Source organism: Bacillus sp. FSL E2-8868 (genome assembly GCF_038005505.1).
Classification (GTDB): domain Bacteria; phylum Bacillota; class Bacilli; order Bacillales; family Bacillaceae_G; genus Bacillus_A; species Bacillus_A mycoides.
On sequence record NZ_JBBOTI010000001.1, the window covers coordinates 707,679 to 720,304 of the forward strand.

17 protein-coding genes are annotated in these 12,626 nt (G+C 35.8%); 10 read left to right on the plus strand and 7 right to left on the minus strand.

Translation table 11 applies throughout. From position 1 onward, the window contains the following. Positions 1 to 57 precede the first annotated feature (57 nt). Positions 58 to 534: a GNAT family N-acetyltransferase gene (locus NSS74_RS03875; protein WP_002143053.1), complete on the plus strand. Its 477-nt coding sequence runs from the start codon at positions 58 to 60 to the stop codon at positions 532 to 534. 114 nt (positions 535 to 648) lie between these two features. Beyond that, a complete protein-coding gene (locus tag NSS74_RS03880; protein WP_002143052.1) occupies positions 649 to 1,575 on the plus strand; it encodes a LacI family DNA-binding transcriptional regulator in 927 nt (308 codons plus the stop codon). Positions 1,576 to 1,600: 25 nt separating this feature from the next. On the opposite strand, the gene NSS74_RS03885 is transcribed toward NSS74_RS03880, so the two are convergent. Both NSS74_RS03885 and NSS74_RS03890 read right to left on the minus strand, forming a co-directional pair. Continuing rightward, positions 1,601 to 2,920 carry a Na+/H+ antiporter family protein gene (locus NSS74_RS03885; RefSeq protein ID WP_002014950.1) on the minus strand — a complete coding sequence of 440 codons (1,320 nt, stop codon included), beginning with the start codon at positions 2,918 to 2,920 and terminating at the stop codon, positions 1,601 to 1,603. Positions 2,921 to 3,026: 106 nt separating this feature from the next. Next, complete coding sequence (locus NSS74_RS03890) at positions 3,027 to 4,025, minus strand: alpha/beta fold hydrolase (RefSeq protein WP_002143051.1); 999 nt, start codon at positions 4,023 to 4,025, stop codon at positions 3,027 to 3,029. A gap of 131 nt (positions 4,026 to 4,156) precedes the next feature. Here NSS74_RS03890 and NSS74_RS03895 point away from each other — a divergent pair, with 131 nt between their 5' ends. Next, positions 4,157 to 4,633, plus strand: coding sequence for a ribbon-helix-helix domain-containing protein (locus tag NSS74_RS03895; protein ID WP_002014948.1), 477 nt, complete (start codon positions 4,157 to 4,159; stop codon positions 4,631 to 4,633). Positions 4,634 to 4,682: 49 nt separating this feature from the next. Here the strand turns inward: NSS74_RS03895 and NSS74_RS03900 are convergent, their stop codons facing one another. Both NSS74_RS03900 and NSS74_RS03905 read right to left on the minus strand, forming a co-directional pair. Continuing rightward, positions 4,683 to 4,829 (minus strand): hypothetical protein, encoded by a 147-nt coding sequence (locus NSS74_RS03900; RefSeq protein WP_002143050.1) that lies wholly within the window; start codon positions 4,827 to 4,829, stop codon positions 4,683 to 4,685. Positions 4,830 to 5,003: 174 nt separating this feature from the next. Next, the gene (locus NSS74_RS03905; RefSeq protein WP_002143049.1) at positions 5,004 to 6,593 is read right to left on the minus strand and encodes a bifunctional metallophosphatase/5'-nucleotidase; all 1,590 of its coding nucleotides are present in this window, start codon (positions 6,591 to 6,593) and stop codon (positions 5,004 to 5,006) included. Between the two features lie 201 nt (positions 6,594 to 6,794). On the opposite strand from NSS74_RS03905, the gene NSS74_RS03910 reads away from it, so the two are divergent. The 3 genes from NSS74_RS03910 to NSS74_RS03920 all read left to right on the plus strand — a co-directional run bounded on the left by NSS74_RS03910 (position 6,795) and on the right by NSS74_RS03920 (position 8,609). Next, complete coding sequence (locus tag NSS74_RS03910; protein WP_002014945.1) at positions 6,795 to 7,058, plus strand: YqkE family protein; 264 nt, start codon at positions 6,795 to 6,797, stop codon at positions 7,056 to 7,058. 68 nt (positions 7,059 to 7,126) lie between these two features. After that, entirely contained in the window at positions 7,127 to 7,651 is a 525-nt protein-coding gene (locus NSS74_RS03915) for a GrpB family protein (RefSeq protein ID WP_002143048.1), read from the plus strand. 130 nt (positions 7,652 to 7,781) lie between these two features. Beyond that, a complete protein-coding gene (locus tag NSS74_RS03920; RefSeq protein WP_002143047.1) occupies positions 7,782 to 8,609 on the plus strand; it encodes an aldo/keto reductase in 828 nt (275 codons plus the stop codon). A 58-nt stretch (positions 8,610 to 8,667) separates the two neighbouring features. On the opposite strand, the gene NSS74_RS03925 is transcribed toward NSS74_RS03920, so the two are convergent. Then, the gene (locus NSS74_RS03925; protein ID WP_002143046.1) at positions 8,668 to 9,582 is read right to left on the minus strand and encodes an aldo/keto reductase; all 915 of its coding nucleotides are present in this window, start codon (positions 9,580 to 9,582) and stop codon (positions 8,668 to 8,670) included. Positions 9,583 to 9,635: 53 nt separating this feature from the next. Beyond that, complete coding sequence (mciZ, locus tag NSS74_RS03930; RefSeq protein WP_000870295.1) at positions 9,636 to 9,764, minus strand: Z-ring formation inhibitor MciZ; 129 nt, start codon at positions 9,762 to 9,764, stop codon at positions 9,636 to 9,638. 74 nt (positions 9,765 to 9,838) lie between these two features. Between mciZ and NSS74_RS03935 the strand changes: the two genes are divergently transcribed. Further along, positions 9,839 to 10,378, plus strand: a complete 540-nt coding sequence (locus NSS74_RS03935; RefSeq protein ID WP_002143044.1) for an NUDIX domain-containing protein — start codon at positions 9,839 to 9,841, stop codon at positions 10,376 to 10,378. A gap of 23 nt (positions 10,379 to 10,401) precedes the next feature. Here the strand turns inward: NSS74_RS03935 and NSS74_RS03940 are convergent, their stop codons facing one another. Then, a complete protein-coding gene (locus NSS74_RS03940; protein WP_002033881.1) occupies positions 10,402 to 10,953 on the minus strand; it encodes a GNAT family N-acetyltransferase in 552 nt (183 codons plus the stop codon). 126 nt (positions 10,954 to 11,079) lie between these two features. Here NSS74_RS03940 and spoIIM point away from each other — a divergent pair, with 126 nt between their 5' ends. The 3 genes from spoIIM to NSS74_RS03955 all read left to right on the plus strand — a co-directional run bounded on the left by spoIIM (position 11,080) and on the right by NSS74_RS03955 (position 12,623). Then, positions 11,080 to 11,727 (plus strand): stage II sporulation protein M, encoded by a 648-nt coding sequence (spoIIM, locus tag NSS74_RS03945; RefSeq protein WP_002014939.1) that lies wholly within the window; start codon positions 11,080 to 11,082, stop codon positions 11,725 to 11,727. A 106-nt stretch (positions 11,728 to 11,833) separates the two neighbouring features. Beyond that, positions 11,834 to 12,289: a ferric iron uptake transcriptional regulator gene (gene fur / locus NSS74_RS03950; protein ID WP_000392654.1), complete on the plus strand. Its 456-nt coding sequence runs from the start codon at positions 11,834 to 11,836 to the stop codon at positions 12,287 to 12,289. A 103-nt stretch (positions 12,290 to 12,392) separates the two neighbouring features. Further along, positions 12,393 to 12,623 carry a YqzK family protein gene (locus tag NSS74_RS03955; protein WP_002088473.1) on the plus strand — a complete coding sequence of 77 codons (231 nt, stop codon included), beginning with the start codon at positions 12,393 to 12,395 and terminating at the stop codon, positions 12,621 to 12,623. The last annotated feature ends 3 nt before the right edge of the window (positions 12,624 to 12,626 follow it).

The window sequence follows — 12,626 nt, forward strand, 5'->3', positions numbered from 1 at the left end:
CTACATGTGATACACTAACATTGTATCACAATGATGTGAAAAGGGGAGAAATCGTGTATGGTTCATATACAAAAAATCACACCAGAAATGAAAGAAGTAATTCAGGATTTTATGTGTGAAAACTGGGGAAGCTCAATGATGGTCTCGCGAGGCAGAGTACATCAATTAGAAGAATTACCTGGTTTTATTGCACTTAGAAATAACAGAATAGTGGGAATTGTAACATATAAAGTGATAGAAAACATGTGTGAAATTGTATCGTTAAATAGTTTTGAGGAAGGGAAGGGGATTGGTACAAAACTGGTGGATTGTGTATTGCGAGTGGCAAAAGAGAACGAATGTAAAAAGGTGTGGCTTATTACGACGAATGATAATATGAACGCACTTCGTTTTTATCAAAAACGTAACTTCATGATGACGGACTTGTATATTGATGCGGTAAAGGAAGCACGAAAAATAAAGAAAGAAATTCCGTTTATTGGTTATGATAATATCGCGATTTCACATGAAATTCAGCTGGAGTATATTTTCTGAGTAGAGTGGAAATTGTGTAACAATTTTCAGAAATATAAAACAATAACCTTGACGAATGTTATATTTTGGTTTAATTTAAAATTGTAATCTATTACCATATTAAGGGGTGACGATGTGGCAACTATACGTGATGTTGCAAAATTGGCCGGTGTTTCAGTCGCAACCGTTTCAAGAGTCATTAACGAAAAAGGATATGTCCATGAAGATACGGTCAAACAAGTAAAAAAAGCAATTGAAGAATTACATTATAGACCGAATGCTACAGCAAAGCCTTTATTTAAACAGCCTTCAACGGTGATTGCATTACTTGTAGATAATTTGCATAATCCATCATACATCACTTTGCTCCGTTTCGTTGAGGAAATAGCATACAAAGAAGGGTATCAAGTAATAGTTTGTAATATAGAAAATAAGAATAGATACATAGATATGTTGGAGCAAAATAACATTGCAGGCGTTATAATGACGAAATCTGTTTTTCGAAGTATAGGAGAAATCTCACTTCCTTTCGCTGTGCTTGAAGAACGACAATCTCTTATGAGCTATTATGAAAGTGGACAGAAAGCTGTTTCTTTATTAAAAGAGAAAGGCTGCCAGTTTCTTGCTTATATCGGTGAGGGAGTAAAGAGTGAAGAAATGGAAGAGCATGTGGCAGGATTTCTAGATACTGCTTGGAAAGAAGGACTTTCTTATCGAGAGGAAATTGTACAAGGGTATACGAATCAACAGTTTCTTGAATTGTTACAAAAGCATCCATACATAGATGGGGTTGTAGCTTCAAGTGATAAGGTCGCTATTGAGCTAATCAGGGCGGCGAAAACTCTTAATATTCATATACCAGGTAAGTTACAAATCATTGGATTTAACGGGAGTGTAGAGGGTGAATGGATAAGTCCATCATTAACGACGATTGGAAGTTATATCGAAGAAAATGGGGAAATAGCTTTTCAACAGTTAATAGGAAAAATAAAGAAGAAACAAGTGCGACAAGAAGAAGTGGAAACAGAATTTAGGTGCATTGAGAGAGAAACAACAAAGTAAAAGGTGCGTTTTTAAAACGCACCTTTTATAGTGTAATTGCGGCAATAAAGCCGAATATAAGTAACGGTATATTATAGTGTAGAAATGTTGGGACACATGTATCCCATATATGATGGTGCTGACCATCAGCATTTAAACCGGACGTTGGTCCAAGTGTACTATCAGATGCTGGAGAACCTGCATCACCAAGTGCACCAGCTGTACCGATAATTGCGATTGTAGCCATGGGACTAAATCCGAGCTGGACGCATAATGGTACGAAAATTGTTGTTAAGATTGGGATGGTTGAAAAGGAAGAGCCAATTCCCATCGTAACGAGAAGTCCAATAATGAGCATAAGAAATGCAGCAAGCGGTTTATTATTTCCGATTATATGTGCACTCGTTTGCACAAGAGATTCAACATGTCCAGTTTTTCGAAGAACAGCGCCAAATCCAGCGGCAGAAATCATAACAAATCCGATAAAGGACATCATACGCATTCCACTCGTTAAAATAGCATCGGCTTCTTTAAGAGGGAGGCTACCGCTAACTGATAAGACGATAATACCTGCTAAAGCACCAAAAATCATTGATTCTGTTGCTAATTGCACAGTTAATGTAGCGAGTATTGATAATAAACCCAAAGTAATGCTTCTTTTCGTATAGGGAACGATTTCATTCTGTGCAGAATGAATTTGTTCTGTTTCATATGTACGTGGTTTTCGGTATGTAATGAAAACCGCTACACATAATCCGATAATCATACCGATTGCTGGAATAGTCATCGCTTTTGGAATAAGTGCGACATCAAATGTAAGACCGCTTTGCGCAGCATTTGTTTGCAATACGTCATGATAAATTTTTCCGAACCCTGCTGGAACCCACATGTAAGGGGTAATTAACCCAAATGTAATAAGACATGTTACAAGCCTACGATCCACCCTCAGCTCATTTAATACTTTTAAAAGTGCTGGAATTAAGATTGGGATGAAGGCGATATGAACAGGGATAATATTTTGTGAGAAACAAGCCATTGTTAAAATGATAAATAATATAAGTATTTTAGAATAGACTTGTTTTTTCGTGTCTTGTTCGTTGCCGATCCATTTTAAAGCTGATTGGATCATTGCATCAGGAAGTCCTGTTTTTGAAAGGGAAATAGCAAATCCACCGAGCATTGCGTAGCTTAATGCGATAGGAGCACTGTTCCCAAGACCGGCTGTAAAAGTACTGATTGTTTCTGAAATACCGAGTCCGCCGATAAGTCCGCCTGTTAAAGCTCCAACGATAATGGCGACAATGACTTGGACACGTAACAAACTAAGCAGTAGCATGACTGCTACTGCGATGAGTACAGCGTTCATAATAAATGTAATCTCCCTAATTTTTATTCTGTTAAGGCAAGCAAGTGTTTGTAGTGACATATCATTATAAAATGTTTTCTATGAAATGTAAAAGCGCCTTTTGTTATTAATGTTGAAAAGATAGTTCTTGTTTAATTGATTGTAAAGATTTAGCGAATAACTCAGGCTCTTCTAAATCTGGAGAATGTGCCGAGTTTGGAAACCAAATCATCTTTTTAATAGGAGCTTGAATGATATCGCAATATTGTTGAACGAGTGCATAAGGAGTTTGATAATCATAGCGACCAGAACAAAAATAAACAGGAATAGATAAACTTGAAATAGATGAAAAGAAATCGATTGTCAGCATCTCTTCCCATAAAACTCCGGATTTTAAATTTCCTGCGAGAAATTTGAACCAATCTAATAGCGTATATTCAGGAGAAAAGAAGCCTTTTCGTATGAAAGAAAAGGAAGATCCATTTTGGATTGCTCCTCCAAATGTACCAAGCCACTTTCTTTGAATAATGAGGCGTCTCGTATCTAAAAAGGGTGGTTTCCCTAATTTTAAAAGAGAAGCTAATGCCTTTTTATGGTCATGTTTTTTGGCAGAGCTAATTAAATGTTGATATAGTAATTCTTCATTTTGCTTCATATGTACGATTTGACCGATGCCGATGTATGCTTCTATATATTCGGGACATTGATTAGCGATTTGTAGTCCGATAATACTTCCCCAAGAATGACCAGCGAGAAATAGTTTTTGCTTATTAAAGCGTTTGAGAAGATATTGAATAACCTTTTTTGCATCTGAAAAAAATTGATCAATCGTAAGATTTGTTTGGATGTCCCGCCATAAAAAGGATTTACCTGCCCCTCGCTGATCCCAATTAATAACGATAAAGTGCTTTTCTAACTCTTTTTGAAAATGGCGAATAAAGCCGATTTGTGCCATACCAGGGCCGCCGTGACAGCATAATAAAATAGGCTGGTCCACGTTTTGGCCGCGTATAAGGAGAGATTGTTTCCGGTCATTAATCATAACGCTTTCTATCGTAGCGATACTGTTAGGGATTAGTTGCTTCTTTTCGTTGTAAAACTGAGGGGTATGGCTACGAAAAAGCATATGTAAACCTCCTTTTCTTAAATGGTATGAATCGCACAGGCTCTTTCTTTTGCATATACTACTAGAAAATCATTGTATCATAACATACTGGTTTGATTTCAAGTTTAGGCGATTAAGAGAGGAGGGAGAATATGACGATTGGAGAAATTATTGATTCTTTAAATAGACGCGAATCAATCGCTATTATAGCGAAACGGCTTGAAATGAGCCCATATACATTATCAAAGAAATTAAGGGTGATTGGATATGAATATGATGGAGAGCAGAAAAAACGTATCTTTATAGGTGATGGTGAAGAGCCACGTCATTTGCAAATCCAAGAAGCTACTGCCCTTCAATATGCAAAAACAGACTATCAATTACTAATTTATGAACAGTTACAAAGCATTTATGAATTGCTAAGAAAAAGAGAAGAAGTAAGTGTTCAAATTATAAGTAAGAGCACAGAGAAAAAGAAACGAACCTTTTCGATTAATATAGAAGTATTAGCAAGACTAGATGTTATATCGGAATCAAAAGGGATTCAAAAGTCTAAAATTGTAGAAGAAGCACTACAGGAATTTTTGCAACGGTATGATGTTAATCATGAAACGTATCCAGAGAAATAAAAGAAAGGATACTATGTTCCATATAAGAGCGTGTATCCTTTCTTTTATTTCATTTTTTGTTTTGTTTCGAAAAGTAATATAGGAACCAAACGGCATGATTTTGTTCATCAGCTGCTGCGCGCCGAAATGTTTCTTTCACTTGTTGATTTGTCGTTTCGTCGATACAATGTATCGTCATTGTTTGATAGAAATACATACAAATTTTCCCGTTATAGTTTTCTATATACTACGAAGAAACAAGGGGCTATGTGCGTATCCTTTACTGCACTAGAAGAATGACAATACGTATGACTCTAAAAGAAGAAGCTCCTTGCATATAATATAAAAGGAGCTTCTTCTTTCGAGTGTCACGCACTAGTTTGAATAGTATTTAATTGTTTTTTTGAATACGTCCATCAATAATCGGCTGAATTGGTTCTTTCACTTGTTTTACATAATCGACTAATGCTTCAAAATCGTTTGGACCAGTTTCAGCATTTTTTCCATTTTTAAAGGATACGAATCCATCACCGCCAGAAGCTAGGAAAGCATTTGCAACTACGCTATACGTTTTAGAGGGAACTAATTCTTCACCATTTGTTAAACGGATATTCGTAACCTTTTCGTTATTTGGTTTGTTTGCATCCCAAGTGTATTGAATACCTGAAATTTGAAGCATTCTCGTTGCTCCTTTTTGCCATTGTTGATTTAATATATCACGAATATCTTGACCTGTTAGATCTACTTTAATTAATTGGTTTCCGAAAGGTTGAATGCCGTATAATTCGCCCCATGTAATATCTCCAGCGTCTAGATCATTACGAATTCCACCAGGATTCATAAGAGCGATTTGTGTTTGCATAGTTTGGCGCTGGGCATCCGCAACTAAATTTCCAAGTGTAGATTCACCAGCATCGTTTTGTTTACGGTCGATAGGTGCTGTAGATTTTCCGACTACTTCATTTACAAGAGGTGCGATTTTTTCTTTATATTGATCTAACTTTTGTTTTACTTGTTTATCAGGCTCTACACCTTCATGGTACGTTGTAATAACTTCAGCTTTTTTCTTCACAATATCTTTTGTTTTTCTATCAATTGTTACATCTACGTCCGAAAAAGCCATTCCGTAAGAATTCGCTTGCACGATAAGTTTATTATTTACAGTACCATTTACGTACGTATGACTATGTCCGCCGAAAATAACATCAACTTCGGGATCTGTTTCATTTGCAATTCGAGTGAGGTCTCCATTTGTTACACCAGACTCATCAGTTGTTCCGCCGACATGTGCAAGGACTACGATAGATTTAACGCCGAGACGCTTTAATTGCTGAGTAGATTTATTAATAGCTTCTACTTCATCAGTAATTTGTACATTCTTTAGCATAGTTGGCATAACGACATTCGGTGTATCCGTTGTAACAACTCCGATGAATCCTACAGGAACTCCATCTACCATTTTTACAGTAAATGGTGGTAAAAATAAGCGGCCAGTTGATTTATTATAGAAGTTTGCAGCGACATAAGGGAAGTTTGCTCCTTTGAAATTCCCTGTTTTTTCATGATATCCACCGTAAATGAGGCGTTTCATTTCATCGATACCCTCATCAAATTCATGGTTTCCGATTGTACCAACATCAAACTTTAAGTCATTTAAAAATTCAATTGTTGGTTCGTCTTGTAATAAAGCAGAAACTGGTGGGCTAGCTCCGACGATATCTCCAGCATGTACGAGAAGTGTATTAGGGTTTTGTTTTTTGCGTTCTTTTAAATAAGTAGCTAAGTAATCAGCACCACCAGCTTCTTTATTGTTAATTTTTTTTACAGTATCTAGTTGACCATGTAAATCATTAATACCAAGCATTTGTACGTCTATGTATCGGTTTTGTTCGGCAGGAGTCTGAGATGGAGGAGCGGCGAATACGCTTGAAAAAGTAATAGTACTTAAAACAGCAACAGCAGGAATAATTTTTTTCCACATAATTAATTTCTCCTTTTTTTATAATCTGACATCATACGACATAATTTTAATAGATTACTAGGATTATATCCATATAAAAATTTAGTTTTTTCGAAAAATTAACATATTTACAAAAGATAAATAATAGAGTAGGGAACCTTTTTTATTGTCGATTTCGCCGTGTATCCTCTATAATGGAGAAAAAAGTAAAAGGTGAATAGTATGAAGAAAAAGAAGCAAAGACAAACACAAAGACACTCTCAAATGAATCAACCAGAGAAAGAATCACTTACACTAGGTGATCAATTGAACGATTCGTTAATGCAACAATTAAAGAATAAGAAAAAAGAGTTGCAAGTGAGAGAAGAGAAAAAAGAGGCAGCAGAACAAGAAAGAAAGCGTAAGGAACAAAAAGAACGTGAAAAGAATAAATCATTTGAAGAACTGTTAAGTGAAAGTAGCCTTACTTGGAAAGACTTTAAATAATAAAAAGATGGTCAGTGAAATGCCGCTGATCATTTTTTTGACGAGTTTGTAAGAAAAGGGGAGTTAGAATGAGGGAAATTGTAGTCGTTCCGTATGAAAATCATTGGAGTGAGAAATTCCAAATGGAAGCCGAAAGATTAAAATCGGCGATGCCAGAAATGGTGAAAGTCCATCATATTGGAAGTACGTCAGTGCCAGGACTGGCAGCTAAACCAATTATAGATATGATTATGGAAGTAGAGAGTATCGACAGAGTAGATCATTGGAATGAACGTTTTAAAGAGCTTGGTTACATCGTAAAAGGGGAAAATGGTATTTCAAGACGTCGTTATTTTATTCATGGGACTGAGGAAAAACGCTCGTATCACTTACACGTATTTGAAAAAGGAAATCCTGAGATAGTAAGGCATTTAGCATTTCGTGATTATATGATGGCTCATTGTGAAGAAGCAGAAGCGTATGCGACTTTAAAGAAAGAACTAGCTGAAAAATATACATATGATGGCACGTTGTATACAGAAGGAAAAAATGAATTTATACGTAATGTTGATGAAAAAGCGAAAGAATGGAAAGGAAATAAAGTGAATGACTGAGTTCACTTTATTTTTTTAAATGTGTATAAAAGTATTATGTAAACTGTACGTATATTTTGACTTTTTGGATGAATCTTGTTGAAATAAAGTTGTGGTTTATAAAAATGTAACAATGAAAGGGAGAAAGACTGTGCATATTCCAACAACTACACTTCATAATGGTGTGAAAATGCCGATGATTGGTCTAGGCGTTTATAAAGCGAAAGAAGGCGACGAAGTTAAACAAGCAGTAAAAACAGCGTTAGAAGTTGGATACCGTTCGATTGATACAGCAACTGTATATGAAAATGAAAGCGGTGTCGGAGAAGCGGTTCGTGAATCTGGAATCCCGCGAGAAGACTTGTTTATTACAACAAAAGTTTGGAACGACGATCAAGGGTACGAGGAGACGCTCGAGGCGTTTGAAAAAAGTTTAAAGAAATTACAAATGGAGTATGTAGATTTATATTTAATCCATTGGCCGATAAGAGGGAAGTATGTTGATACGTACCGTGCTTTAGAAAAGCTATATGAAGAAGGTAAAGTGCGCGCGATTGGTGTTTCTAATTTTCATAAACATCATTTAGAACTGTTATTACCAAATTGTAAAGTGAAGCCGATGGTCAACCAAGTAGAACTTCATCCGATGTTAGCGCAATTTGAATTGCGTGATTTCTGTCAAGGTGAGCAAATTCAAATGGAAGCATGGAGTCCTTTAATGAGAGGCGGCGAAGTATTCCAGCATCCAATTATTCAGGCTATTTCTAAAAAATATGAAAAGTCACCTGCACAAGTTATATTAAGGTGGGATATTCAAAGTGGGATTGTGACTATTCCTAAATCTGTTACGCCATCTCGTATTAAAGAGAACCTTACTATTTTTGATTTCTCATTAACTGAAGAAGAGATGGATCAAATTAATACGTTAAATCGTAATTTACATGTAGGAACGAATCCTGATAAATATGATACGTTATAAAAAAAGACTGCCGCCTAGTGTTGGGGGGCAGTCTTTTGCTTTTATCGGTATCAATATTTTAGCGATGCAAAGCATATGAATCATACTTAACAATCTTTTGAAGTTGTACATATTCTTCTTTTGTTAAAGATAACTGTTGGCTAGCTTGTATATTTTCTTGCAATTGTTGAATAGAGCTTGCACCAGGTATAACAGCTGCAACAGTTTCGTTATGTAAGCAATATTGAATAGCTGTTCCTGTTAAAGAGCTTTCTTGGGTTATTTCTTTTACACTCGCGAGTGTCGAATATAACTCATCGTAAGAATAAGAGAGGTAATCTTTTTCTTTTACTCTTTCTATCTTTCTTGCATTATTGTTAGTTAAAATCCCTTTTGCAAGTGGTCCGCGAGCAATAACGCTAATTTGCTGTTCATTAAGAAACGGGAACCATTCTTCAGGGCGACGATTTAAAAGGCTGTATTCCATTAATATGCTAACGATATTTGATCGTTTTGCATACTCACGAATGACATTTGGACGTATAGAAGAGATACCATAATGACGAATAATCCCTTCTTTTTTTAATTCTTCAAAGGCTTCAACTGTTTCATCTATAGGATCTTCAATCGTCCCGCCATGCAGTTGATATAAATCAATATAATCTGTTTGAAGTCTACGTAAACTCTCTTTTACTTCGGTCTTTATATAAGCTTTAGAAGGATCCCAAGACCAACCGTTTTTTTCTTCTGTCCATCGATTTCCAACCTTTGTTGTAAGAACAATTTGGTCGCGTTTTCCTTTCAGAGCTTTTCCAACAAATTCTTCATTTAATCCATAATCGTATAAGTCCGCTGTATCAAAAAAATTAATTCCTAAATCGATTGCCTCATCGATAATACGCATAGCTTCAGCCTCAGATGCACCGAGAGACATACAGCCAAATCCAATTTCCGTAACATATAAATCTGAGTTTCCTAATTGACGTTTTTTCATAGGTCAACCTCCTTACCTTTATTGTACGAAAGGGGAAGGAGGTTGACAAACGTTTACTTTTTATTTGCTGTAATCCACTCTTGTACAGTTGTATACTCTTTTCCATATTGTTTTAGCTTATGACGAATTTGCCATGCTTTGCCGACTAAAGTGACGCGATTTGGTAAAATGTAAACTTTCATTTCTATCACGCTCCTTTCAATGTGGTAAAATGTATGAAGAACGATTAGGAAATAGAACAGGGAGATGAAGTAGTATGAGTAATCTTGCAGAAAGAACAGTAAAAACTGAACCGATTTTTGATGGTAGGGTTATAAAAGTTCGTGTTGATGATGTAGTATTACCAAATGGAGAAATGAGTAAACGTGAAATCGTAAATCACCCTGGGGCAGTTGCTGTTATTGCTATTACTGATGAGGGGAAAATTGTACTCGTTGAGCAGTATCGTAAAGCTCTCGAAAAGGCAATTGTGGAAATTCCTGCTGGGAAGTTAGAACCTGGGGAAAAGCCAGAGGTAACAGCAGTTCGTGAATTAGAAGAAGAAACAGGATATGTATGTGAAAATATGGAGCTTATTACATCTTTCTATACATCACCTGGTTTTGCAGATGAGATTTTATATGTATATAAAGCGACAGGATTAAAACAAAAAGAAAATAAAGCAGCTTTAGATGAAGATGAATTTGTGGAATTAATGGAAGTGTCATTAGAAGAAGCGATTGATCTTATGAAAGACCTTCGTATACATGATGCTAAGACGATGTTTGCAGTACAATATTTACAATTACAAAAATAAACACTCGCCTAAGGCGAGTGTTTTTAGTTGATTTTTGCATATACACGTGCATCGCGTAAGCTGCCATCGGGTGCTAGGAAATCATTTTCCATTGTACCTTCTAAAATAAATTCTAGACGTTCTGCTAAGTTACATGCGTTTATATTTGTTGCATCAGTACGAATTTCAATTCTTCTAGCACCTAGTTTATCAAATGCAAATTGAATCGCACCTTTAATGGCTTCTGTCATATAGCCATGCTTTGTATAAGCGCTATGTAGCCAAAAGTGAAGTGAAAACTTTGGAATATCCCAGTTTTCAGGCTTGAGCGTAATAGCTCCGATGAATGTACCAGATACTTTATCGTATAAGTGGAAATCAAGTGTTTCACGAAGTAAAAACTGTCCGTGAGCTTCGCGAACAATTTCTTCAGCACGTTCTTCTGTTTCAGCTGTAATTGGCATCCATGGTAATAAGTCTTCTAGCGAAGCTTGGATTGCTTCATATACCTCTGTTCCATCACCTGGAAACGGCTTACGTACTTGCAAGCGCTCAGTTTGAAATAATGTTGGAAAATCTAATAATAATGGTTTCAAGAGAAATCCCTCCTATTCTCTACTTTTTAGTTTAGCAAAGTAGAGCGGAATTTCAATGCTAATTCGTCATACTTTTTTTCTTTCTTTCATACATTTTTAGTAAGAGTGTGAACGGAGGGAAGGAAAATGTGGCGAAAAACGTGGCAAGACCGTGTAATGTCTCACATACAGGAAAATTCTTCACTATATATATTTAATGCGGTTTTATTACTGATGGGAGTAATATTTGGAGCGATTCTTGTGAATAGTTTACAAATAAACCAAAAGCAAGATTTATCATTTTATTTACAGCGTTTTTTTGGACAAGTTTCTAAAGGAGAATTTGCTGTCGCAGGCGAAATGTTTCGAGAAAGTTACTTTTCGCAATTAAAATATATCGGCTTTATTTGGATTTTGGGGATTTCAATTATTGGGTTGCCGCTCATTTTTATCTTACTATTTTTAAAAGGGGTAGTTGTTGGATTTACAGTAGGTTTTTTAGTAAGTCAGCACGGATGGAATGGACTATTATTAGCATTTGTATCTGTATTGCCACAAAATTTAATTATAATTCCTGTATTTCTCGTAATGACAACAATTGCTGCAAGCTTTTCCTTACGCATGATTAGGCATCAATTTATTCGGAAAATAACTGAGCCACTATTACCGTTATTAATTCGCTATACATGCTTTTTTCTCGTGATTGGAGCGGTATTAGCTATTGCTTCCAGTGTCGAAGTGTATGCATCACCAGTTTTAATGAAAGAAGTTGTGGAGGCTATTAACAAACAATAAATGTTTTTTGAGAATAATTATCAATTTGTTTTTATTGTTTTTCTTTTGACAGGAGCCCTTCTTCTGATATAATGGTGTAAGAGTGGCGAGGAGGGAGTAGTACCGAATGGAAGAAAGAATTGAACGAATTAAGAAGCAATTACATGCAGCGAGCTATAAATTGACACCACAACGTGAAGCAACAGTTCGTGTGCTGCTAGAAAATGAAGAAGATCATTTAAGCGCAGAAGATGTATACCTCCTTGTAAAAGAAAAGTCGCCAGAGATCGGATTAGCAACCGTTTATCGAACTTTAGAGTTATTGTCTGAGTTGAAAGTTGTCGATAAAATTAACTTTGGAGACGGTGTTTCGCGTTATGACTTACGCCAAGAAGGTGCACAGCGTTTCCATCATCATTTAATCTGTACACAATGCGGTGCTGTACAAGAAATACAAGAAGATTTACTTGGTGAAGTGGAGAATAAAGTGGAACGAGACTGGAGCTTTAAGGTGAAAGATCATCGTTTAACATTCCATGGGATTTGTAAAAATTGTCAAGAAAATGAAACGGATGAAAAATAACCTTTTCCTATTTAACTAGGAAGAGGTTTTTTATTTGAATAAGGTATAAATTGGTGAAAGCTTGGCATATGTTGTAATAACTTATATTTTGGAGGAATTTACAATGCGCCGAGCTTTAAAATTAACTTTTGATGGGATGAAAGTATTTTTATTATTTACAAGTTGTACGATTTTGTTTTATTTCGCTATACTATGGATAAATGAAGAATATGAAAGTTACCATCGTTATGAAAAGCCAAAAGAAGAGACTGTAGAAAAAGTATCAGGGAATGAGGAGCCGGAAAAGGATGCTTTCGTAAATAGAATGATGTTTTTCTATGAAAATGGGGAGTAGTGT